The following is a 21,893-nucleotide window of genomic DNA, read 5'->3' on the forward strand; positions in this document are numbered from 1 at the left end:
AAAAAATCCTCTCAAAAGAGAGGATTGAATTTATTTACTGCGGAACAGTTCTGATAATGGAAAACTGAGCTTTTCTTCCAGAAACTGATCAGTTTCATTCAGTTTAGGTGAGAACTTTTGCATCCAGAGATCATCAGTATGCACATCAGTCAGATGCTGTTTGCGCGGCAATGGATAAGGAAGCTGTAGATAAAAATTCCAGAAGCTGACCTGATCCAGATCGCGTACCAGCACATATTCATTGTCATCTGTACGTTTAATCAGATTCTGTTTTTCAAACATGCTGACATAGCTAGGCCAGCGTCCAATTTCATCCCGTCCCAAAACTTCTAGTGCCTGGGCTTCACTGACACTTTCACCAGTTTTCTGCTTTTTATAAAACAGTTCTAATAGATCCAGCAACATGACGATTGGATGGCGCTTATTGTCCTGTCCAGATTCGAATGCAGTCAGGGCATAGCTGATTTCCACGCCCAGCAATACAATAATCCAGGACAGATAAATCCAGAGCAGGAAAATAGGGACAGCTGCGAAAGCTCCGTAAACAATTTCATAACTGGTAAAGTTTGACATCAAAAAGCCGAACAGGTTTTTCAGAAGTTCGAAGACGATGGCACTAAACAGACCGGCAATAAAAGCTGATTTGAGCGGTACACTCCGATTGGGAATAGTCCAGTTCAGAATAAAAAAGCCAAGCACGGTCAGAGAAAAAGATATTCCCCAGAGAATAAAGGCACCATCCAGTTCATAACCGGCAAAGTTATTACTGAGAATATTCATGGAGGCCAAAGTAGAAGAAATCACAAAGGCGCTGCCCAGCAAAATTGGACCAAGTGAAATTATGGTCCAGTAACGCATAAAACCGATAATGCCACCGCGGGTTTCAGTCACACGCCAGATCCGGTTAAAGACCGTTTCGATACTACTGAGCATCAGTACTGTTGTGATAAATAAGAAAAGAATACCGATAATAGTTAAATTGCTGGACTTCTCCGTGAAGGCATTGAGGGCTTTATCGAAAGCGATCGTTGTTTTAGGTAAAAAGTTACTATAGATCAGCTGTTGGAGCTGTTGTCGTGCCGGTTCCAATGCTCTGATTGAAGAGATAATGACCAGAAACACGGTCAGCATCGGAACTACAGCAAACAGGGTAGTATAGGTCAGTGAACCAGCCTGCTCACGACATCGGTCAGCCTCGAAACGCCGTAGTACAAATAAAATAAATTGAAACCAGTGTTTTTCATAAAAAGGTAACTTCTTTAAATATTCAACGATCATGCGCTTTCAATCTCAATTTTTTTATTCATCATGAATTTTCATTCTTCAGCTTACCCAAAAAAGTTGCGAAATACCGTATAGTTTTATTTTTTTAAGTAATGAATAAGAACTTTATGCAACCTTATGTCCTTGTTTTATATTACAGCAAATATGGCTCAACCAAAGAAATGGCGCATCTGATTGCGAATGGTGTTGAAGCAGCAGGAATGGCTGTAAAAATTCGTACTGTTCCAAATATTGCGACCGTAGTGAAAGAAGCAGAGCCGAGTATTCCGGCAGAAGGTGATATCTACTGTACTTTAGATGATCTTGCCCAGTGTGCTGCTTTGGCATTAGGTTCACCCACCCGCTTTGGGAATATGGCTTCAGAAATGAAATACTTCTGGGATCAGACCACCAGCTTATGGCTGAATGGTGCTTTGCATGGTAAGCCAGCCTGTGTTTTTACCGCGTCAGGCTCAATGCATGGCGGACAGGAAAGTACTTTACTGACGATGCTACCGCCATTGTTTCATCATGGCATGATGATCATGGGATTAAGCAATGCGACACCAGCTTTGTCTAATACTAAAAGTGGTGGCACGCCTTATGGCGCAAGTCATGTTAGTGGCCCACGACATGACCAAGGCTTAAGCCAGGATGAGAAAATTTTGTGTGAAGTACAGGGTAAACGTCTGGCCGAAGTTGCTTTAAAACTCTATCAGGCTTAAGAAATTAATTAAAAAAGGAAATGAAGAATCAGCTTCATTTCCTTGATTTTATTAATCTTCTTTTTGATCTTTTTGATCTTTTTGATCTTTTTGATCTTTTTGATCTTTTTGATCTTTTTGATCTTTTTGATCTTTTTGATCTTTTTGACTGAATCTATGTTTGCAATTCAGACACTGATAATCCAGAAACAGATTGCGATCTACAGAAACACCTGCTTTTTTACCTAAGAAGTTTCCGACCACGCCACCAGTAATGCCTACGCTGATTGCGCCTACGAAGGTTCCAACTGTGCCGCCTACAATTACCCCTAAAGGACCTGCGACTGTTCCAATGGCAGCACCAATTGAAGCACCAGAGGCTGCACCACCTACTGTACCGGCAGTGGCACCAGCTGAGGTCATTAAAATACCACCAATTTTTTTCAGATTCTTTTCGTGATCGCGTAGCTCAATTTCCGTTGAACCACATTTAGGACATTGCATAGGATTTTCCATCAGCGATTAGTATTTATTCATTTTAAGCAAATGTGTGATATGGAACCTTACTTAGACAAGTAATTATTCAGCACATCCGGCTCAACAGTATGTAGGTTCTGAATATTGAAGTCAGGAACATTTCATACCAATTTGATTCTAGTGGAATTTTATTCAGAGAAGTTTAGCTGAGTTGTAAATACATGCATTTTCCACTAAGAAACCGGTGAAACTGGTACAAGGACCTCCTATTACCGATATTTTTACCCCTTTTGATATGGCTTTATCCTGTTTAAAAGGGCAATTACGTAATGATGTCAGCTTCTCTGTGGGTGCGATTCTGGATCAAACCGGTAAAGATGTGGTGACCAATGGAGGTAGTGGGAAAATGGTCACTCAAGGCGCTGGAGATATGGTGCAGTCTGCTTTATTTCAGGCGGGAGTCAACTTAATGAACCGACGTGATCCCCGAATTATTGAAAGTGAAGCCAAGTGGGGGATTCGGGATCCAAGACAGATTCAGGCCTCTGATTATTATGTGACTGGCAGTATTAACAGTCTGGATTTTATTCCGGGGGGTGGATTTGATATGCAGATTGCGGGTGTTGGCCCGAACTACAGTCAAACCCGTATTATGGTTGGTCTGGATTTATCTCTTACCGATACACGTACGAGTAAAGTCGTTGCGAATGTATCGCTGCAAAAGCAGATTGCTGCACAGGATTATGGTGTCAGTGCCGGGCGGTTTACTGGACGTACCTTGTTAAATGTTCAAATCGGTAAAGGAGAACGTGAGGCGACTAATTTTGCTTTACGGCAAATGTTGAATCTGGCCACTTTTGAATTACTCAGTCAGGTTGTCCCACCTCCAGTCTTTGCAGGTTGTCGTGCACAAATACCACCTGAATATGGTCAGCTCAATCTGACACGAAGTTCTGTGGCTTTGCATAAGTACAAAAAAAGTCAGGAGCAAAATAGTATAGCGTCCAGTACTGCTGTTCAGGAGTCAGCTGCAACAGAATCTTCTTCATCCAATGAAAAAAATAAATCGACCAATTCACCGAGTAAGGATACGAAGCCACCTAAAAACAAAGAATCCGAAGTGATTCAGAATCCTGAAGCAGATCCTGAAATGAGTAAACAAGATTTAATTAAATATATCAGTAAGAAAAAAGCTTCGTCTTCTTCAGGTGTAATAAAGAACAAAAAAGATTCGCAAGAAATGAATTCTAAAGAAAAAGAAGAGGAGAAAGTATCCATGTTGTGGGATGCCAATCCTGAAGTTATAGAAAATTACTGGTCAAGTTCTCAGCGTGATTAATTGACCAGTAAAAATGGGCTCGCTCCCATTATGAGAAAGAAATACTGAGCGAGAAGTATTTCAAAGCTAAAAAAGGAAAAACAACGATGAAAAACACGATCAAAACAATCGCTTTATCCGTCACTTTCCTGTCTGGTGCAGGTATGGCATATGCTCAAGATGATGAAACACCAACTGAAGTAACCGTAGATACTGGTTTACAAGCGACCCTGGAGTCGATCTCTCAGCAGGTGGAAAATGGTTCTGCCTTGAATCTTGCAGTAAATACAGGTGATGTTGATGCCAGCGTCGATTTACAAGCATTAGGAGAGGTATCAAGAGAAGCACAGGATGCAATTAGTTCAATTGAAGGTACGATTGAAACTACAGCAATTGGCGCCGCGAATACAGGTAGTATTACACTAGAGCAAGGCAGCTTTAATAGCGTGATATCAGACGTATCAGATGAGACATATAACTATGACTTCAGTGAAGTTACCAGTGCAACTAATAACTCAGAAACTGTAGAAGAGCTCTCAGAGGTTGCTGATAGTTCAGACATCTCAGAAGTAGTGAGTACTACACTGGCGACCAACTACAGTGAGCAAATCAATGAAACTTTAAGTAATTATAGTGCAGCAAATATTGCTTACAATGCAGGTACCATTGATGCATCTGTAAGTGCAATTGCAGAAGGAACTCAAACTGCTGTTAACAACAGCATCACAACTACCGCCATTGGTGCTGTCAACAGCGGTAGTATTACTGTGACTGTCAAATAGTTTATTGTTGAAAATAAACCAAGGGCCTAACTATTGGCAGATAGTTAGGCCTCTTATCTTATAATAATATCAGCTTAAATTGTTGTTATTTGTCGGATAATAAATTCTTGAAGCTTTAGCTGTTTAAAAATTTCATAAGAAAAAGTCGGAGTACAATTATTTACGTGCAGTCGAAAATAGATAGTTTTATAGCTATGTTTTAGTTATTCCTAGCTAACAGAAATTAAAAAAATCCAATAAAAAAGAGTGCCGAAGCACCCTTTAAAATATTCATTTGTAAATTTAATCTCGAACAAATTCGACAGTACCATTTGCCAAAGATTTCACACGCGCTAATGATTCAACGCGGTAACCTTTTTCAAGTAACAAGTCACGGCCTGGCTGGAATGATTTTTCAATCACAATCCCGATCCCGACCACTTCAGCATTCGCCTGATGAATCAAGTCAGCAAGACCCAGTGCTGCCTGACCATTTGCCAGGAAGTCATCAATCACTAAAACCTTGTCAGATGAACTAATGTGTTTATTTGAAATGGCAATCGTGCTTTCAGTCTGTTTGGTAAATGAAAATACTTTAGAACGGTATAAATCATCTTTTAAAGTGAGAGACTGGTATTTGCGTGCAAAAATCACTGGAACACCAAGCTCTAAGCCTGCCATGACTGCAGGCGCAATACCGGACGCTTCAATGGTAATAATTTTGGTAATACCAGCATCTTTAAACAGACGCGCAAATTCCTGACCAATTTGCTGCATCATGATTGGATCAATTTGGTGATTTAAGAAAGAATCAACTTTCAAAACTTCTTCAGATAGAACGATACCTTCGGCTAAGATTTTCTGTTCTAGTGCGTGCACGGGAGAATCCTCAAGAGCAGGTGCTTTTTAAAGCAAAAGCGTATTGTAAAAAGCACCCAAAAAAAATCAAGCGAAATTCACCAAAAAACCTTAGTTCGTTTTACCGTTATAGCTGGTCAGCAATAAACCGTAAGAGGTTTTCTTGTCGACATGCGATACTTTGACTGGTAAGTAGTCCAGTTTCGGTGCTAACCAGAAAGTAGTTTCACGGCCTGGTTTGTTGTGTTTAATCACTACTTTAATGGTACTAAATGAACCATATTTGGTGCTCACCGTTTCTGTACCTTGTTTGACGAATTTACGGCCTTCCACTTCTTTGGCATCAGCAATGTAGTAATTCGATTTTAAACCACCATTTTTCAGGTCTTCACGAATCTGCAATTCAGCATTTAGCTCATCCAGTACATCTGCTCTCCAGGCAAAAGAACGTTTTTCATCATCTTTCTTGGTACTGATCGTTTTGCTAGAAGGATTAAAGTTAATACTCATGGTGTTGCTATGCACCAGAATCTTGCTGGTACGGCTGAAACTGCTTGAACCAATCTTGCCATTATTGAAAGTAAAACGGCTGGTTTCAGTCGCTGAAGCAACGCCACCTGCTTTGGCTGCAAAAACATAGGTCCAGTTATTACCAGATTTGCTCAAGGTACGGGTAGCAGAACCCATATTTTTTCCATTGTAGCTAAACTGATAATTGGCTTGGAAAGGCGCCATGGCGAAGGTCTGGGTGGATAAACCAGTAAGTACCATTGCGGTAGTCAAGCCTGCAGTCACCCCTAAAGTTTTGAATACAGTTTTCGCCATAAAGAATTGTCCTGTGTAATTTCAGATAAAATTGATCACTTTCCACTTTTTATTATTTGGTCAAAATGTGGAAAATGAAGGGAGATTTTCAATAAAAATGTATATTTCATGTAGTTACTGGTGTGTTTGTTTAGGTATTGAATTACACACAGTTTAAGTCGGTTCTTTCTGTTTGATCGGTGTGACTTTATTGTCATCCATGTCGTCTTCGTCCCATGTCTCTTCTTTTTCCTGAGAAAGCTTTCTGAACAGGGCTGCAAGATTCACATTACCAATTACGACGAGCTCAGCTTCACGAAGTACTGCATGGTTCACATGAACCTTACCAAGCGTCTCAATCACCGAGCGGTTTTTACCTAACCAGCGGTTTAAATCCAGATGCAATAAATCATCTTTTACTTTAATGACGCCCAGTTTTTCCAGAATCATGCCAAGAGGGTCCTTATTCAGCACGCGCTGATAGAAAAACAGGGCGAATCGTACCCCCAGTTTATAAAAGACATTTGGGTATTTGGCTTCAATCAACTGGGTATCACTGATCTGTTCAAATACAATGAGCTGCGTATTCTTATTCAGCTCCATTTGCACCAGTTTTAAATCAACCGATAAGGTCACGTTCAGACCTTTATAGTCCAGCGTGGCATAGAGTCGTAACCAGTCATCATGCAGATCGGCATGCAGATCTTTCAGCATGGAAACATTGTCAGTGACAAAACGTTGAAATGTCGCATTCAGGAAAACTTGAGACAAAGGAAATTCGCGTTCATCCTCAATAAATCCTTCCGCCTTTTGATATGCCTGGCGAATTTTATTAGAAATATTGGAAATTAGCGTTTGCATCTTTAAGCGTCCTGGCAACTATATGTTTTAATTCGAAGTGTATCTTGTCGAATTGTATAAAAAATACAAGAGTTTCAGCTTGCAGTTTAGCAAAATAAATAGCACCATTTTTAGGGTTTTAGTTATGTAACGTTGAAGATTTGATGGGTTTGGCATTTTTAAAAGAAAAATGCAAAGCCGTTTATTTTTTAATTTTAAAAATGCTGTTTGGGGGATGGACTCAAGTCTGGGTTCGTAGCGATGAGATCAACCATGATATTAATGCCTCTGGTCAAAGCCTGGTGGAAAGATCCAATTTTTAATAGCGCCGTATTTGCAGCTGTTATTTTGCACGTGATTTTTCTCACGCTGGAATTTGGTATGCCACAAGATCAGGAAAGCATGACCAAAGAAATTGCAGTCAGTATTCGTCAAACTGATGAAAAAATTGAGCATGCAGATTTTTTGGCTCAAACTGATCAGCAAGGTTCAGGTAAATTTCGTGAAGCACATCGTATGTCGAGCGATATGCCTGCACCGTTGATGGAGCAAAAGACCGGAGAAGAGCAGCAAGAAAGTCCGGACATGTTGCAACAGCAGCGTGAATTAAGCTTTGAAGAAAAAGTACTGATGACGACTTTAAGCTGGCAAAAACAGGCGGAAGAAAATCAGCGCAAAAAAATGCAGGAACAGTTACAAAGTCAGTTTCAGGCCAAAGCCGCTATGGTAGCCAGTCTTGAAGCCCAATATCTGCAACGACAACAAAACTTCAGTCGTCAGCAAAAAATTAAAACCGTAGATGGTATCCAGTCTAAACAGGATGTCTCTGCGGCTTATCTGGAAAAATTCCGTCAAAAAGTAGAGTTCTATGGTAACCGCTATTATCCAGACGCGGCCAAACAGCAGAATCTGGCAGGAGAGGTGCGCTTGATGGTGATCTTGAACCAGAACGGCGGAATTCGTGCAATTCGTTTAATTGACAGTTCAGGGCATAGCTTGCTAGATGAAGCTGCAAAATCTTCAGTACGCAAGGCAGCACCGTTCGGAGCATTTGATGCCAAGATGTCGGATATTTCCGAGTTACGAATTATTCGAACCTGGCGCTTTGATCCGGCTGAAGCAGAATTTGAGGTGCGTTAATCTGGGCGCTTCGCCTGTATATAACTACCTTGCTGAGTTCCATCATCCCAAACCACATTTAAATGATTTTCATCTATGGCTAGATATTTGGGAAATATCATTAAGTCCTGGTACTTTGGATCTGCTTTTAAGCCAATACATTCTTTATTTTGCCACCATGTTCCTTCAGCAAATTGATCCAGAGCGCCATAGGCCAGATACCATTTAAAGGTACCATCTGCTTGTAACAGCAACTCCGAACCTAATTCCATAACTCCATTTAAATAATAATGGCCTGCCCATGAGCTTTGGTTCTGTTGAAATTTGATTTTTGGGCACATGGGAATTGAGTGGGCATAAAGTGATGAACACAGCCAGGGAGAGAAAATAAGTAATGCAGTCGAGAACAATCTTTTCATTACGTTCTCCTAAAATTTTTGAAGCACAGTTCTTTGTTAAAGTTCATTATGTGCTTATGTATTTCTGGAAGAAATCATGAATGCGTAAGCAGATATTTTTTTAAAACTCTGTATCTAAGAACAGATCAAGAAAAAAATAAATAAGGATCTATGAGTATTTAATTTAACTGTGCATCATAGCGCCGTAAAACTTCACAGACTTCCACGCTGAAATATGTATACCAGCTATATTTTCCTAGCTCTTGAGCGGCCTGATGTTCAGCATCTTCATGCCAGGCGCGAATATCATGAAGACTGTTCCAGTAAGAAAGCGCAATTTCCTGAGTACCTTCGGTTAAAGCTTCAAAATACTGGCAATGAAATTGTGAAAGGGCTCTTTCTCTCATTCGCTGGGCTGTTTCAAAATAACACTGATCTAATTCTTTAATTTGCGCTTTGAAAATCACGACATATTGCATGGAGGTTTTTATTTTATTTCTTAAATTGAGCTTATTATGAAGTGAATAAAATAAAAAAAGCGAGCCTTAGCCCGCTTTTTAATTATTGAATTTTAATCTCTTTCCAGATAAGGATTAGCAATACCCAGTTTGTCCAGAATCTCGATCTCAATGCCTTCCATTTCTTCAGCATCTTCCTCCGAAGTTTCATGGTCATAACCCATCAGATGCAAAGTGCCATGTACCAGCATATGGGTGAAATGGAGCAGTGGAGCTTTGGCCTGTTCAGCAGCTTCACGCAGCACTACTGGAATACAAATCACCAAATCACCGATCGGGAAAGCATCCAGAACCTGTGCCATTTCATCTGGAAGTTCGCTTGGAAAAGATAGGACATTGGTCGGTTTACCCTTGCCGCGATATTCCAGATTAAGTTTATGACTTTCATCATTATCGACACAAGCAATGCCAATTTCACAATCACTTTGGGTACCGATATGGCGCAAAGTGGTTTCTACAACTTTTTTAATATAGGCACGTTTCAGTACCAGTTCTGGTGACTGAAAGTCCTGTTGCAGGGAGAGACTAAGTTTCAACGTGAATCCTTAAAAATTAAATAACAATGCAGCATTAATGCTGTGCATCAGCCGCAGCATCATTCTCAGCGATCAAGGCTTCCTGACGGGCTTTACGCTCGGCACGAGCCTCAGCGCTTAAACGCTGCTGTTCACTGTCCCAGCCTTCGTAGGCTTCAACAATTTTCTGAACCAGCTGGTGGCGCACGACGTCACGAGAATGGAAACGGGTAATATGAATTTCAGGGATTTTATCAATCACACGTAAGGCATGTGCCAGACCAGACTGCTGACCACGTGGTAAGTCCACCTGAGTCACGTCACCGGTAATCACTGCACGTGAACCAAAACCTAAACGGGTCAGGAACATCTTCATCTGTTCAGGTGTGGTGTTCTGGGCTTCATCCAGAATTACGAAAGAATGATTCAGGGTACGACCACGCATATAGGCGAGCGGTGCAACTTCAATAATCTGACGTTCGATCAGCTTGGCCACTTTTTCGAAACCAAGCATTTCATACAGGGCATCATAAAGGGGACGCAAATACGGATCGATCTTCTGGGTTAAATCCCCCGGCAGGAAGCCAAGTTTTTCACCCGCTTCAACCGCAGGACGAACCAGTAAGATACGCTGGATTTCATTACGCTCCAGCATATCTACAGCAGCTGCAACGGCGAGATAGGTTTTACCGGTACCCGCAGGGCCAATACCAAAGGAAATATCACTTTGCAGAATACGCTGTACATAACGTTTCTGGTTGGCACCGCGAGGATTGATCCGGCCTTTACGCGTCTGCAGCCAGACATTGTCCAGACCGGTATGTTCCTGTTCTTCCAGGTTCTCCTGGAGTTCACGATCGGTCTGGCTACCTTGAATCATCATATGCAAAGTATCTGCACTGATCTGCTGGCTGTGTTCAGATTCTTCATGAAGACGTTGCAAGAGCATTTCGGCTCTCTCAACGGCATCGATTCCACCATCGATAAAGAAACTTTCACCTCGGTGGGAAATTTTGACGTCTAAACGTTGTTCAATTTGTTTCAAATGACCGTTATAGGCACCTAAGACGGCTTGTAAACGGTCCATCGAAATTCCAGGAAAAGCTACTGTACGTCGAATCGTTGCAGTCAAGAGTGTTCCTTTTAGAAGTGTACGTTATATGCTCTACATTACGCCACGTCAGGCTCAAGATTCAAGAGCTCACCGTAAACTAAATTTAAAGTTTTAATTTCGGTGATTTCGATCTCTGCAAAGCGTCCTACCCACGATGCATCACCAATAAAGGTGACATAACGGGTATTGTCTGCTGTACCCACCAGAACATTCGGATCTTTATCAGAAACTTTCTCAACCAGTACGCGCTGGACTGTACCGAGCATAGCATCTGTTTTACGAATACTGGACTGTTTAATCCACTCCTGAACTTTGGCCAGACGCTCTTTTTTCACCTGTTCAGGTGTTGTATCTTCCAGCTCTGCAGCAGGGGTGCCCGGACGTTTTGAATAAACAAAACTATAAGAGTGATCGAAATCCAGATCCTGAATAAACTGATAGGTTTCTTCGAAGTTCTCATCGGTTTCGCCCGGGAAGCCGATAATAAAGTCTGAAGATAAATGCATGTCTGGACGAACTTTACGTAACTTTTCGATTTTCTCGATATACACATCAATGGTGTGGTTACGTTTCATCGCCTGCAATACATCATTGGAACCGCTTTGTACCGGCAGATGCAGATGCGACACCATCTGTGGCAGGTCACGGTAGCACTGGATCAAATCATCATTGAATTCCAGTGGATGCGAAGTGGTATAACGAATACGGCCGATCCCCGGAATTTCTGCAACCAAACGTAACAGATCGGCAAAAGTACAGATTTTACCGTCGAAGGTTTCACCGCGATAACCATTCACGTTCTGACCGAGCAGGGAAATTTCACGCACACCTTTTTCTGCTAAGCCAGCAATTTCAGCCAGAACGTCATCCAGCGGGCGAGATACTTCTTCGCCACGTGTATATGGAACTACACAGAATGAACAGTATTTTGAGCAGCCTTCCATGATCGAAACAAAGGCCTTATAACCTTCAACACGCGGTTCAGGCAGGAAGTCAAATTTTTCGATGTCCGGGAACGAAATATCGACCAGTTTAATTTTTTCTTTTTTCGGTTTTTCGACCTGCTCAAAATGCTGGTCCAGCATTTGCGGTAAACGGTGCAGGGTTTGCGGACCAAAAATCATGTCTACATAATTGGCACGTTTCTGGATATTGTCACCTTCCTGAGAAGCCACACATCCACCGACACCAATAATCAGATCCGGATTTTTTTCTTTCAGCTTGCGCCAGCGGCCCAATTCTGAGAATACTTTTTCTTGTGCCTTTTCACGGATCGAGCAGGTATTCATCAGCAGAATATCCGCTTCTTTAGGATCGGTGGTCAGCACATAGCCATGGGAATCGCCCAGCAGATCTGCCATACGGTGACTGTCATACTCATTCATCTGACACCCTTGCGTTTCGATATACAGTTTTTTAACTGAACCATCGATGGCTGGGGTGTGCGCTGGCTGGGTGACAGTGTTTTCTGAGGCAGCTGGGGCACCATTCGGAATGAAGGTTTGAACCGTCATGTAGGCTCCTACAAGGTAATACGTCGAAAGAGTGAACGAATAACCTGTTTGCATAGGCAAACGGGTAAATAAAAATTCAATTCACGTTCTGAAATCTTTAAAAGGCGCATATTTTAGCAGGAAAGTCGCTTAAACTTATAGCCTAAAATGCGGCTGGGAAAATATTGATTTATGGACAAAAAGTGTCTGAAAATTAATATTGTCTAATCATAAGGTTACATAAGTGAACAATACAGTGGGTTATAATTTTCCGGCTAACTCTTATGATAGGCAACAGGGGCTGGGCGAAAACTCGATGATAGAAGGCAAATTGATGTTTAAACACACTAAAAATATGAAGAAATATTATAAATTACTAAGCTTGAGTGTGGCGTGTCTCTGTTCAATGAGTGCGCAAGCAGCAGAAGAACAATTTAATGATGCCTTACGCGCGGCAAATGCTGGAAATGTCGGACAATTACAACAATATCAGTCTGCCATGCAAAATGATGCCTTGGGCTATTATCCTGAATACTGGATTCTGAACCAGAATCTTGGCTCACAACCTGCCAGTCAAATTATCAGTTTCGCCCAACGTTATCCTCAGTCGGCTATGGCAGAAAAACTCGCAGCCGATTATGTCGAAGAAAAAGTCAAAATGGCTGACTTTTCTACTGCGCAACCAGTTCTGCAATATGTCACCAATGCCGATCCGGCTGAAGCCTGTGCAGTTGCACAAGTCCGTGCCAAAAGTGGCGATCAGCTGGTTTATGCTGAGTTTAAGGATGTTTGGCTAACCACCAATTCTCAACCTGAGTCTTGTACAGGCTTGGGACGCATGATGTTATCCAGTCCGCTTATGACCAATGAAGACCGCCAGCAGCGTTTGTGGGTGCAATTACGTGCTGGTCAGTCTGGACAGGCTATTGCCACTGCACAAGGTTTAGGGCTTAACCTGTCTCTGGCTCAGCTCAATACGATTCAGGCCAATCCAACCAATTATTTATGGTCAGCCCCTAAAAGTACTGCCGCTGATCATGCCTATCTGATTTATGCGTTGGGGCGTCTGGCAGATAGCGATCTTGATTCAGCAATGTCCATTGTAAAACGTACTGCTGAAGGCACACCGGTACAAGTACAAAAAACACTATTCAGAACTGTGGGTTATATCGGCGGCACTACGGTAATGAAAAATAACTTCAACCGTGAAGTGCTGAACTATCTGGATGCCAGTTATGGTTTGCCATTTAGTCCGGAAGAAGCCGAAATTTATGCCCGTCAGGCGATTCGTTTTAGTGCCTGGGAAAGTCTGATTCGTGCCATTGATGCCATGAGCGTGAACCAGAAACAGGAAGACCGCTGGCAATACTGGCTGGCACGTGCCAGTGAACAGCGCACAGATCGCGCTTCAAAACAGGCAGCAGAAAGTATCTATAAAAAACTGGCAGTCGGCGAGGATTATCATAACCTGCTAGCACGGGATAGATTAGGTCAGTTAACGGCTTCTACACCGAACTCGGCACAGCCATCCAGTCAGGCCATGCAACGTCTGAATCAGGATATTCATTTCCGCCGTGCCTTTGTCTTGCGTAGTATTAATGCGCCAGAGAATTATATTAACCGTGAATGGAACTGGGCAGTTCGACAGGCTTATTTAAGAAAAGATGACGATTTACTGTTGGCAGCAGCTAAACGCGCGATGGATATGGGCTGGTATGACCGTGCCATTTATGCAGCGGATCGTACGGCGGACAAGCATAATTACAATTATCGTTATCCGATGCCACATCAGAATTATGTCGTGAGTCATAGCCGTAATGCCGGCATTGATGCTGCCTGGGCTTATGGTTTGATGCGTCAGGAAAGCCGGTTTAATACCGGCGCACGCTCTCATGTAGGCGCTGGTGGTTTGATGCAAATCATGCCGGACACCGCCAAACTGGTCGCTCGTCAAATGGGTGAGACCTATAACCCGGCAGCCTTAACCGATATGAACACCAATATCCGTTACGGAACTTACTATTTATCAACAATTCAGCGTCAATTGAGCAATAGTCCAGTACTGGCAACAGCAGGTTATAATGCCGGCCCGAACCGTGCCCGCCGTTGGCAACCCGAATTCCAAAGTATTGCTGCGGATCAATATACCGAAACCATTCCTTTACTGGAAACGCGAGATTATGTGAAACATGTCATGACGAACGCGACATATTACGGTATTTTATTGGGACAGGGCGCACAATCGGTCGGTAAGCGTATGCAAGCCATTCCGTTACGTAATACACCATAGCATTCAAAAAATCTAAGGGAAGGATAGTTTGTTGATCAAGGGAATAAGGGGTGCTCAAATTTCTGCTGGATGGGCTGCACTTTTATTTTTAGCAGCAAGTCCAGCTGCCTTTGCATTGCCAACGGGTTATGTCATGGACATCCAGATGGTACCGGCACTTTGCAGTCTGGATCCGGCCTACAGTAAAAAAAGAAAATGTCTTGAAGGTTATTCCCTAAATATTTCTGGTCTCTATCCTCAAACCACATCAACACATTGCACTACTACCAGTTCTGCGAAGTTACCGCCTTTGCAGGCTAAAGTGGTGGCCCGTATCATGCCGGATGAAAATACCCGCGCATTGCTCTGGCATAATATTGGTGGTTGTATTCCGATGAATGCCACGCAGTATTTTCGTACCGTGATCAATCATGCTGATCGTCTGAAAGTTCCTGAAGAACTCACCGAGCAGGAAAGTCATACCGTTTCCATTGATATGCTGCGTTCCAAATTTCTGAAAATCAATCCGCAACTGCCTTCAACAGCATTGCGCTTTAACTGCCATCAGACCCGCGCATCCAGCCTGCTGACCTCCATCCAAGTCTGCTATAACGCCAATGGGGGTTATAAAGGCTGTCCTGCAAACATTATTAATACATGCCCAAAAACTGTCACAATAAAAGGGACATACTAAGCTTTTTAGTCAAATTAATTTATATTTCCTATCATACTTTTGTTGAAATCCATTCTCTTTTACATGCATCTCGAAGAGGATTGGAGTACAATCTTTGCCGTTTATGATTATTAAGATTAGATAGAACAGCTATTTAATCATTATGACGATCCTCTCAATTGGAGATAATTACATGAAGCAACCTGTTCGCGTTGCCGTTACTGGCGCTGCTGGTCAAATTGGTTACAGCCTATTATTCCGTATCGCAAGCGGTGAAATGCTTGGTAAAGACCAACCAGTTATTCTTCAATTATTAGAAATTCCTGTTGAGAAAGCTCAGCAAGCGCTTAAAGGCGTAATGATGGAACTAGACGACTGTGCTTTCCCATTATTGGCGGGCATGATCGGTACTGATGATCCTAAAGTAGCTTTCAAAGATGCAGACTATGCTCTATTAGTTGGTTCACGTCCACGTGGTCCTGGTATGGAACGTGCTGACCTGCTTAAAGTAAACGGCGAAATCTTCATTGGTCAAGGCCAAGCACTGAACGAAGTTGCTAGCCGTGACGTTAAAGTTCTTGTTGTAGGTAACCCTGCGAACACTAACGCTTACATCGCAATGAAATCTGCTCCAGATCTTCCAGCGAAAAACTTCACAGCAATGTTGCGTCTTGACCACAACCGTGCGTTAACTCAACTTGCTCAAAAAGCGGGTGTTGCAGTTTCTGACATCGAAAACATGACTGTTTGGGGTAACCACTCTCCAACAATGTATGCTGACTACCGTTTTGCGAACGTAAACGGCGAAAGCTTGAAAGACAAAATCAACGATGCAGCTTGGAACAAAGACGTATTCCTTCCAACTGTTGGTAAACGTGGTGCTGCGATCATCGAAGCACGTGGTTTGTCTTCTGCTGCTTCTGCTGCAAACGCTGCAATCGACCATATGCGCGATTGGGCTCTTGGCACAAACGGAAAATGGGTAACTATGGGTATTCCTTCTGACGGTTCTTATGGTATTCCTGAAGGCGTAATGTTCGGTTTCCCTGTAACTACTGAAAACGGTGAATACAAAATCGTTCAAGGTCTTGAAATCGACGAATTCAGCCGTGAACGTATCAACGTTACACTGAACGAGCTTGAAGAAGAGCGCGCTGCAGTTGCTGACATGATCAAATAATTTAATCTTTTTAAGATTAAGTTAAAAAAGCACTCCATTGGGGGTGCTTTTTTATTGCTATTTCTAAAAAATTTAAAGAACAAAAAATAACATCTTGTGAAGGAGGGACAACTGAACTTTGCGAGTGGCTCATCTAGTTTAATAAGAAGAATCATCAACAAAAGAGGAGGTACTGAGATGTTAGAGCAGCGACCTACCATGGAACTTTTTTTTGAGCAACTCGGTTTGGATTCAAGCCCGGAAGCAATCGATGAATTTATTAAAACCCACCAGATTGGGATGGATGTCCCCTTACACAAAGCTCCTTTCTGGACCAAAAACCAGCATGATTTTCTGATTGGCCACTGGAAAGAAGATGATGACTGGGCAATTTTCGTAGATGTACTCAATGAGCAATTGCATATTGAGGCAGAGGGAAGTGGTTCTTGTGATCTGCCTTCTTCTAAGCGTCAATAATATTTTCAAATCAATGAACTGATTATTTTTATGATGGAGTGAGCGAATGGTATTAGAACAGCAAGTGACTTTAGAGTTATTATTTGAGCAATTAGGCTTGCCTGCTGATGAAGCATCAATTGATGAATTTACCAAAAATCATCAGCTACCATCAGACGTGATTTTGCCGGATGCAGATTTCTGGAATGAGGGGCAAAGCGCTTTTCTTCGCGAACACTGGCATCAGGATGATGAATGGATCGTAATCATTGATAAACTGAACCAGCTTTTACATGTCGAAAGTGATAAAGAAGGCCCTGAAAGCAATTAAAGTTTCTTTATACAAAAAGACACAACAAAACCTAGTCCTTTGACTAGGTTTTTTTTGTCTTATCTTATAAGTTAGTCCTATAAATAACTACAATATATCTGATATAAGGAGGGCATATGCTCGGGAAGAACCAACCATCCTTAGAACTGTTATTTTCTCAACTCGGCCTGGCTAACAGCCCGGCGGCAATTGAGCTTTATGTGCGTACTCATCAGCTACCTGCCCATATGTCACTGCATGAAGCACCGTTCTGGAATAAAGCGCAGCGTTCGCTGTTGATTAGTCATCTGGTACAGGATGATGACTGGGCAATCTGGATTGATGAACTGAATCAGCAATTGCATCTGGATGCAGATCGACGCCGTTTGGCTTGAGTCAATTAAATTAATTCATAAAAAATGCCTCATCAATGTGAGGCATTTTTATAGGAACAGATTTCGTTGTTTTAATGCATACGGCTACGCAGAATCTGGATAAACCATTCCAGTTGACGATATTCATCAAATGCCGGATGCTGGCCTACCAGTTCATGGTCAAAATGGGCCGTTTTACTGTATTTATTTAGCCAGTGACGAGTCATGGCAGGCTCTTTCTTACTGGCAGATGCATAAGCCAGGAAGAAATAAATATCCGCATGCTCATAATTGGTCATTGGTTTTAGAATCTGCTGGGTAATAAGCGCATAATGATCTTCTTTGGTCAGCTCAAAGTAGATCATATAGGCTTTGGCCAGGTGTAAAGACAGATTGATATACAAATCCAGTGGCATTTCTTCAAATTCAATCCGGCTCTGCTCCAGCAGAACAATCGCTTCTTGCAGGAAATGCACCTGCTCTTGACGTAACTGGCTAATAGTCACCAGTTGCAGACGAAGATCCGCCCGTTCAAGCGCCAGCTCAGGCGTATTGCCATTTAAAAACAGCTGATCTGTTTCACCAATGCGTGCAATGATCTCTTTGGGGGTTGGTCGCATGAACGCAGTCCTCATATCTCAATGATTGCTATATGAGGCTGAAAATTGAAATTTAAAGCGTGGAAAAAGGATTAGAGCAAACAGGTATCACTTCTTAACCAGGCGGTGATTGATAAACGTTGATGTTTGGCTTTTAAAACTTCATGCATTAAATCACTTTGGAAGAAGGCAATACGGTTTGGTTTAGGCTGGATAATATGCCATTGATCATTTTTATCCTGCAGATGTAGTTCGCCGCCCCAGTTATCTTGCCAATCATCATGCAGATAATAAACCGCAGAAATCATCCGGCCATTTTTACCTTGAGGATTATCGCGATGCAGGGCATAGAACTCGCCCGCGTTATAGCAGGCAAAATGGGCTTCCACATCTTTAATGCCGAGGAAGAAAGCGCGGTTCAGCTCATGACCTAAAGCCTGTAAGGTTTGCACATGCTGGTTAGAAATTTCCAGATCTTCATTGAGCCAGAGAATGTGATCACTGCGGATATTGCTGACTACGCCATTCTGAATGGCTGCATCACGAAAGCGTTCCAGATTACTGGTACATTCAGCAATCAGCTGTTCAACATAGGATGGGGCATAAGCATTGTCGATCATGCTAAAACCATGCTGATCTAGATCATCAATAATCTGATCAACTGGCCAGGTTGCCGGGAGTTGAACTGCTTCCATAGAAACTCACCTAGAAGGGTAAATTGGGGTCGCGCTATTCTATGTAAGAATCGGGTCTGAACGAAACTATTTTTCATGTTAAAATAGCGGTTGATATTAGGAATTAATGAAACATGAATTACCGTCACCATTACCATGCTGGCAACTTTGCCGATGTCATGAAGCATGTATTGTTGCTTCAATTATTGACTCGACTCAATGCAAAAGATAAACCATATCGCTATGTAGATACACATGGTGGTGCAGGTAAATATGATTTATCCACCTCTGAAGCGCAAAAGTCAGGGGAATTCCTGAACGGTATTCATCGTCTGATCAAGCTGGATGATTCGGTCAAGCGTAATGCGCCAGAAGGCGTACAACAATATTTAAAAATTGTTGAGAAAATGCGTGAAAACTTTGGTAAAGGTGCATATCCGGGTTCACCTTGGTTTGCACTGGAAGGCATGCGTGAAATTGACAAGGCCACCATTTTTGAAATGCAGCGTGATGTCTTCCAGCAGTTACGTCATAACATTTTTGACAAACGCGCCGGTTTGCATGAGCGTGATGCGTATGAAGGCTTGCTCGCAGTCATTCCACCGAAAGAAAAACGTGGTCTGGTGATGATCGATCCGCCGTATGAGCTGGAGCGTAAAGACTTCCCACAGCTGGTTGAATTACTGGTTGCTGCTTATAAAAAATGGCCGACAGGCGTATTTGCAGTTTGGTACCCAATTAAAGACCGTGCCATGATTGAACGTTTCGAGAAGAAAATGTTCAAGACCGGGATTCGCCGTCAGTTGGTATGTGAAATCTGTGTATGGCCAGATGATACACCAGTGGGTTTAAATGGTTGTGGTTTACTGGTGATTAACCCACCTTGGAAGTTCTCTGAAGATGCAGACGAAGCGCTGCAATGGTTATTCCCGCATTTGCGTATGCAGGAAAATGGCGGTCATGCAGCAGTTCGTTGGTTAGTAGGCGAATAATATTTTAAAGATCGGGTCATAGTTAGGATCGACAAGAATGACAAGTACAAATAAGCCGGAACACGAATCTTCGAAAGATTTGCCATTTGATGGCATCACCTTCGAGGTGGAAGAGGTAGAGCATACCCAGGAAGGGCAAAGAGTTAAGCGTCGAGGTATCTATCTGTGGCCTAACCTGATTACAACCGCTGCGTTGTTATCAGGCTTTTACTCGATTATTGCCAGTATGAATGGCGAATTTCAGCAAGCTATTTATGCCATTTTCTTGGCAGCTTTATTTGATGGTCTCGATGGTCGTGTGGCACGTGCGATTGGGGCACAAAGTCCATTCGGTGAACAGTTCGACTCACTATCCGATATGCTGGCATTTGGGGTGGCACCGGCTATTTTGATGTATAGCTGGGGATTAAGTGATTTAGGCCGTATCGGTCTGGCGGCTTGTTTTGTCTATACGGCTTGTGCAGCTTTCCGTCTAGCCCGCTTTAACGTTCAGATTGGAGTGGTGGATAAACGCTATTTTATTGGCGTTGCAAGTCCATTAGCAGCCGTCATTATTATTTCACTGGTCTGGGTAGGATTGGACTTCCCGGCTGTGTTTGATATTCGTGATTTTACTGTACAAATCATTAATGCTGCGATTATCGTAATCGTTGGCTTATTGATGATTTCTAATATCAAATACTATTCATTTAAAACCGTAGAGCGTAGACGGGTGCCGTTTTTCGTGTTGCCGATCGCGGTGTTTATCTTTGCAGCGATGACTTATAATATTCCGGTAGGGATTCTCGTGATCTCTGTCATCTATGCTTTGTCTGGTTTCCTTACAACCTTTATGGCAAAAAGACAGAGTACCTTATAACAATATAAAAATAAGGAGTTTGAGATGCAGTTTCTTCAAGATTTTCTAGATCGTTCGAAACAGCTGAATCAGACTCCTGCTGTTTCCCAGCATAATCTTGCCTATCATGGGCCAAACCAGAAATATAAAATTATTCATCAGGGCCTGACGCTTCCTGATCTGCCTGCACCCCTTCATTATCTTAACTTTTTGAGTATCATCGGTCAGCCTAATGCACCGATGTTGGCTAACCCGAGTGCTATTCAAACCAATGCACTGGATACAGCCACAGTAATCTGTAGTACCAGTCCGCATATGGCGGGACAATTAAATTGCTATTCAATCAAAAAGGATTGCAAGTTTCAGTATGGCCTGTTTCAGTTTCTAGATCGTGAAAAACTGACCGGCGACTTTCCACATTTTCGTTTACAACGTTTTGATTCTGAACTGGGCTTTGATCTCAGCATCCATACGACCAATCTGATTTCACACTTTACCCAAATGCGCTTTGCACTGGCTGATCATTGGTCTTTGCTTTGTTATTGTCAGGGCACCTTACATTATAAAGATCAGAAATACCTTATCGAGAGTTTAGGTAGTTTTGAATTTGCACGAAGCTTTAATTTTCCCTATTTGCCTTTGGCCTTTCTGACTTATCAGATTATTAACCTGAGTGAAGGACGGCAATTATTGTTGGCACAAATTCGAGATAGTCTGAACAGCATTGTGCAGTCACGAATTTATCTGCGTGACTTGAAAAATATGGCCAGTCAAATGTTCGATCAAAAAGTCTATTTCAAGGTGCATCGGGTTTATCCGAGTGTGACTACTCCAAATGGGCAAAAGATGTATCTGCCGCGTGAGTTTGAATGGTGCTATGAAGATAGCAAAGGAATGCAGATCTGGCTGCAGGGACAAAGCCGAGGAGATTTCAAATTTGGTCTGGCTGCGGGTTATGTTGGAAGCTTTAATTACGAAGTTAGAATTAATGGCGAGACTGAGCATGGGGACGGGGGCTACTGTGAATATATAGATTGCCGCTCCTTGCGCTTTCAGGAACACAATAAAAAAGAGAAATTATTAAGTACATTGGCCAATCCTATACCTTTAATGCTCAAAAAATAGGGAAAATCGGCATTTTTGTAGAAATAATAATCAACTGAAGTATTTTCTTAAAAATAGGGGTTGCGCTTGTTTGGGATTGGTCTATAATGCACATCCATCGGCAGTGATGAAGATCAAAACTTCTGATAAAACAGTAACTTAGCATGAAATGGTTGAGTTGGGTTTTAGAAAGAAAGTTTAAAAATAATTTTCATTACTGGTTGACTTTCTAGAGATAGAGAGTAATATAGCCGACCTAGCTT

Annotated in this window: 24 protein-coding genes and 1 pseudogene; 13 read left to right on the plus strand and 12 right to left on the minus strand. The window is 42.2% G+C overall.

What is annotated here, in order from left to right; all coding sequences use genetic code 11:
• Window positions 1-30: 30 nt before the first annotated feature.
• Window positions 31-1,278, minus strand: coding sequence for a YihY family inner membrane protein (locus FTU03_RS09045; protein WP_004786848.1), 1,248 nt, complete (start codon window positions 1,276-1,278; stop codon window positions 31-33).
• A gap of 113 nt (window positions 1,279-1,391) precedes the next feature.
• Here FTU03_RS09045 and wrbA point away from each other — a divergent pair, with 113 nt between their 5' ends.
• Entirely contained in the window at window positions 1,392-1,988 is a 597-nt protein-coding gene (gene wrbA / locus FTU03_RS09050; RefSeq protein ID WP_166135591.1) for an NAD(P)H:quinone oxidoreductase, read from the plus strand.
• 51 nt (window positions 1,989-2,039) lie between these two features.
• Here wrbA and FTU03_RS09055 read toward each other — a convergent pair whose 3' ends face one another.
• The gene (locus FTU03_RS09055; protein ID WP_179992782.1) at window positions 2,040-2,483 is read right to left on the minus strand and encodes a hypothetical protein; all 444 of its coding nucleotides are present in this window, start codon (window positions 2,481-2,483) and stop codon (window positions 2,040-2,042) included.
• A 190-nt stretch (window positions 2,484-2,673) separates the two neighbouring features.
• Here FTU03_RS09055 and FTU03_RS09060 point away from each other — a divergent pair.
• Together FTU03_RS09060 and FTU03_RS09065 are read left to right on the plus strand one after the other, a co-directional pair.
• A pseudogene (locus FTU03_RS09060) lies at window positions 2,674-3,783 on the plus strand (CsgG/HfaB family protein); the annotation flags it as partial.
• Window positions 3,784-3,869: 86 nt separating this feature from the next.
• The gene (locus FTU03_RS09065) at window positions 3,870-4,544 is read left to right on the plus strand and encodes a hypothetical protein (RefSeq protein WP_179992783.1); all 675 of its coding nucleotides are present in this window, start codon (window positions 3,870-3,872) and stop codon (window positions 4,542-4,544) included.
• 282 nt (window positions 4,545-4,826) lie between these two features.
• Here the strand turns inward: FTU03_RS09065 and FTU03_RS09070 are convergent, their stop codons facing one another.
• The 3 genes from FTU03_RS09070 to FTU03_RS09080 form a co-directional block, all read right to left on the minus strand.
• Window positions 4,827-5,402: a xanthine phosphoribosyltransferase gene (locus FTU03_RS09070; RefSeq protein WP_004786836.1), complete on the minus strand. Its 576-nt coding sequence runs from the start codon at window positions 5,400-5,402 to the stop codon at window positions 4,827-4,829.
• A 90-nt stretch (window positions 5,403-5,492) separates the two neighbouring features.
• Entirely contained in the window at window positions 5,493-6,152 is a 660-nt protein-coding gene (locus FTU03_RS09075; RefSeq protein ID WP_373683638.1) for a DUF3108 domain-containing protein, read from the minus strand.
• Between the two features lie 207 nt (window positions 6,153-6,359).
• A complete protein-coding gene (locus FTU03_RS09080; RefSeq protein ID WP_179992784.1) occupies window positions 6,360-7,046 on the minus strand; it encodes a hypothetical protein in 687 nt (228 codons plus the stop codon).
• 261 nt (window positions 7,047-7,307) lie between these two features.
• Here FTU03_RS09080 and FTU03_RS09085 point away from each other — a divergent pair, with 261 nt between their 5' ends.
• Complete coding sequence (locus FTU03_RS09085; protein WP_171065445.1) at window positions 7,308-8,165, plus strand: energy transducer TonB; 858 nt, start codon at window positions 7,308-7,310, stop codon at window positions 8,163-8,165.
• On the opposite strand, the gene FTU03_RS09090 is transcribed toward FTU03_RS09085, so the two are convergent.
• The 5 genes from FTU03_RS09090 to miaB all read right to left on the minus strand — a co-directional run bounded on the left by FTU03_RS09090 (window position 8,162) and on the right by miaB (window position 12,203).
• Window positions 8,162-8,563 carry a hypothetical protein gene (locus FTU03_RS09090; protein ID WP_104425710.1) on the minus strand — a complete coding sequence of 134 codons (402 nt, stop codon included), beginning with the start codon at window positions 8,561-8,563 and terminating at the stop codon, window positions 8,162-8,164. The genes FTU03_RS09085 and FTU03_RS09090 overlap by 4 nt on opposite strands.
• 158 nt (window positions 8,564-8,721) lie before the next feature.
• Window positions 8,722-9,021 (minus strand): antibiotic biosynthesis monooxygenase, encoded by a 300-nt coding sequence (locus FTU03_RS09095; protein WP_166135597.1) that lies wholly within the window; start codon window positions 9,019-9,021, stop codon window positions 8,722-8,724.
• A 92-nt stretch (window positions 9,022-9,113) separates the two neighbouring features.
• Window positions 9,114-9,596 (minus strand): rRNA maturation RNase YbeY, encoded by a 483-nt coding sequence (ybeY, locus tag FTU03_RS09100; RefSeq protein ID WP_179992785.1) that lies wholly within the window; start codon window positions 9,594-9,596, stop codon window positions 9,114-9,116.
• A gap of 34 nt (window positions 9,597-9,630) precedes the next feature.
• Window positions 9,631-10,707 carry a PhoH family protein gene (locus tag FTU03_RS09105; RefSeq protein WP_004786823.1) on the minus strand — a complete coding sequence of 359 codons (1,077 nt, stop codon included), beginning with the start codon at window positions 10,705-10,707 and terminating at the stop codon, window positions 9,631-9,633.
• A gap of 38 nt (window positions 10,708-10,745) precedes the next feature.
• Window positions 10,746-12,203 (minus strand): tRNA (N6-isopentenyl adenosine(37)-C2)-methylthiotransferase MiaB, encoded by a 1,458-nt coding sequence (gene miaB / locus FTU03_RS09110; RefSeq protein WP_179992786.1) that lies wholly within the window; start codon window positions 12,201-12,203, stop codon window positions 10,746-10,748.
• A 334-nt stretch (window positions 12,204-12,537) separates the two neighbouring features.
• Between miaB and FTU03_RS09115 the strand changes: the two genes are divergently transcribed.
• From FTU03_RS09115 to FTU03_RS09140, 6 genes are all read left to right on the plus strand, one after another.
• Window positions 12,538-14,472 carry a transglycosylase SLT domain-containing protein gene (locus tag FTU03_RS09115; RefSeq protein WP_373684501.1) on the plus strand — a complete coding sequence of 645 codons (1,935 nt, stop codon included), beginning with the start codon at window positions 12,538-12,540 and terminating at the stop codon, window positions 14,470-14,472.
• Window positions 14,473-14,506: 34 nt separating this feature from the next.
• Window positions 14,507-15,145, plus strand: coding sequence for a ribonuclease I (locus FTU03_RS09120; RefSeq protein ID WP_179992790.1), 639 nt, complete (start codon window positions 14,507-14,509; stop codon window positions 15,143-15,145).
• Between the two features lie 172 nt (window positions 15,146-15,317).
• Complete coding sequence (locus FTU03_RS09125) at window positions 15,318-16,304, plus strand: malate dehydrogenase (RefSeq protein ID WP_004786815.1); 987 nt, start codon at window positions 15,318-15,320, stop codon at window positions 16,302-16,304.
• A 177-nt stretch (window positions 16,305-16,481) separates the two neighbouring features.
• On the plus strand, window positions 16,482-16,760 hold the full coding sequence (locus tag FTU03_RS09130; RefSeq protein ID WP_004786814.1) for a DUF2789 family protein: 279 nt from the start codon (window positions 16,482-16,484) through the stop codon (window positions 16,758-16,760).
• Window positions 16,761-16,806: 46 nt separating this feature from the next.
• Window positions 16,807-17,070: a DUF2789 family protein gene (locus FTU03_RS09135; RefSeq protein WP_005233812.1), complete on the plus strand. Its 264-nt coding sequence runs from the start codon at window positions 16,807-16,809 to the stop codon at window positions 17,068-17,070.
• Between the two features lie 116 nt (window positions 17,071-17,186).
• Complete coding sequence (locus tag FTU03_RS09140; RefSeq protein ID WP_179992787.1) at window positions 17,187-17,444, plus strand: DUF2789 family protein; 258 nt, start codon at window positions 17,187-17,189, stop codon at window positions 17,442-17,444.
• 71 nt (window positions 17,445-17,515) lie between these two features.
• Here the strand turns inward: FTU03_RS09140 and FTU03_RS09145 are convergent, their stop codons facing one another.
• Both FTU03_RS09145 and FTU03_RS09150 read right to left on the minus strand, forming a co-directional pair.
• Window positions 17,516-18,043, minus strand: coding sequence for a hypothetical protein (locus FTU03_RS09145; RefSeq protein WP_159122609.1), 528 nt, complete (start codon window positions 18,041-18,043; stop codon window positions 17,516-17,518).
• A 71-nt stretch (window positions 18,044-18,114) separates the two neighbouring features.
• On the minus strand, window positions 18,115-18,717 hold the full coding sequence (locus FTU03_RS09150; RefSeq protein WP_159122608.1) for a 2OG-Fe(II) oxygenase: 603 nt from the start codon (window positions 18,715-18,717) through the stop codon (window positions 18,115-18,117).
• A gap of 113 nt (window positions 18,718-18,830) precedes the next feature.
• Here FTU03_RS09150 and FTU03_RS09155 point away from each other — a divergent pair, with 113 nt between their 5' ends.
• Genes FTU03_RS09155 through FTU03_RS09165 form a run of 3 tightly spaced genes read left to right on the plus strand, consistent with a single transcriptional unit; the run spans window position 18,831 to window position 21,651 of the window.
• Window positions 18,831-19,688, plus strand: coding sequence for a 23S rRNA (adenine(2030)-N(6))-methyltransferase RlmJ (locus tag FTU03_RS09155; protein WP_004786802.1), 858 nt, complete (start codon window positions 18,831-18,833; stop codon window positions 19,686-19,688).
• Window positions 19,689-19,725: 37 nt separating this feature from the next.
• Window positions 19,726-20,547, plus strand: coding sequence for a CDP-diacylglycerol--serine O-phosphatidyltransferase (pssA, locus tag FTU03_RS09160; protein ID WP_005233819.1), 822 nt, complete (start codon window positions 19,726-19,728; stop codon window positions 20,545-20,547).
• 24 nt (window positions 20,548-20,571) lie between these two features.
• The gene (locus tag FTU03_RS09165) at window positions 20,572-21,651 is read left to right on the plus strand and encodes a DUF6670 family protein (RefSeq protein WP_179992788.1); all 1,080 of its coding nucleotides are present in this window, start codon (window positions 20,572-20,574) and stop codon (window positions 21,649-21,651) included.
• Window positions 21,652-21,893: the final 242 nt, after the last annotated feature.

The sequence above is a fragment of the Acinetobacter sp. YH12046 genome, assembly GCF_013419905.1.
In the GTDB taxonomy this organism is placed as follows: domain Bacteria; phylum Pseudomonadota; class Gammaproteobacteria; order Pseudomonadales; family Moraxellaceae; genus Acinetobacter.

Bases quoted from the DNA above. Each gene is read 5' to 3' on its own strand.
- FTU03_RS09045 (WP_004786848.1), bottom strand. From the start codon at position 1,278: ATGATCGTTGAATATTTAAAGAAGTTACCTTTTTATGAAAAACACTGG.
- wrbA (WP_166135591.1), top strand. From the start codon at position 1,392: ATGCAACCTTATGTCCTTGTTTTATATTACAGCAAATATGGCTCAACC.
- FTU03_RS09055 (WP_179992782.1), bottom strand. From the start codon at position 2,483: ATGGAAAATCCTATGCAATGTCCTAAATGTGGTTCAACGGAAATTGAG.
- FTU03_RS09065 (WP_179992783.1), top strand. From the start codon at position 3,870: ATGAAAAACACGATCAAAACAATCGCTTTATCCGTCACTTTCCTGTCT.
- FTU03_RS09075 (WP_373683638.1), bottom strand. From the start codon at position 6,152: ATGGTACTTACTGGTTTATCCACCCAGACCTTCGCCATGGCGCCTTTC.
- FTU03_RS09080 (WP_179992784.1), bottom strand. From the start codon at position 7,046: ATGCAAACGCTAATTTCCAATATTTCTAATAAAATTCGCCAGGCATAT.
- FTU03_RS09085 (WP_171065445.1), top strand. From the start codon at position 7,308: ATGCCTCTGGTCAAAGCCTGGTGGAAAGATCCAATTTTTAATAGCGCC.
- FTU03_RS09090 (WP_104425710.1), bottom strand. From the start codon at position 8,563: ATGAAAAGATTGTTCTCGACTGCATTACTTATTTTCTCTCCCTGGCTG.
- FTU03_RS09095 (WP_166135597.1), bottom strand. From the start codon at position 9,021: ATGCAATATGTCGTGATTTTCAAAGCGCAAATTAAAGAATTAGATCAG.
- miaB (WP_179992786.1), bottom strand. From the start codon at position 12,203: ATGACGGTTCAAACCTTCATTCCGAATGGTGCCCCAGCTGCCTCAGAA.
- FTU03_RS09115 (WP_373684501.1), top strand. From the start codon at position 12,538: ATGAAGAAATATTATAAATTACTAAGCTTGAGTGTGGCGTGTCTCTGT.
- FTU03_RS09125 (WP_004786815.1), top strand. From the start codon at position 15,318: ATGAAGCAACCTGTTCGCGTTGCCGTTACTGGCGCTGCTGGTCAAATT.
- FTU03_RS09130 (WP_004786814.1), top strand. From the start codon at position 16,482: ATGTTAGAGCAGCGACCTACCATGGAACTTTTTTTTGAGCAACTCGGT.
- FTU03_RS09135 (WP_005233812.1), top strand. From the start codon at position 16,807: ATGGTATTAGAACAGCAAGTGACTTTAGAGTTATTATTTGAGCAATTA.
- FTU03_RS09140 (WP_179992787.1), top strand. From the start codon at position 17,187: ATGCTCGGGAAGAACCAACCATCCTTAGAACTGTTATTTTCTCAACTC.
- FTU03_RS09145 (WP_159122609.1), bottom strand. From the start codon at position 18,043: ATGCGACCAACCCCCAAAGAGATCATTGCACGCATTGGTGAAACAGAT.
- FTU03_RS09150 (WP_159122608.1), bottom strand. From the start codon at position 18,717: ATGGAAGCAGTTCAACTCCCGGCAACCTGGCCAGTTGATCAGATTATT.
- FTU03_RS09155 (WP_004786802.1), top strand. From the start codon at position 18,831: ATGAATTACCGTCACCATTACCATGCTGGCAACTTTGCCGATGTCATG.
- pssA (WP_005233819.1), top strand. From the start codon at position 19,726: ATGACAAGTACAAATAAGCCGGAACACGAATCTTCGAAAGATTTGCCA.
- FTU03_RS09165 (WP_179992788.1), top strand. From the start codon at position 20,572: ATGCAGTTTCTTCAAGATTTTCTAGATCGTTCGAAACAGCTGAATCAG.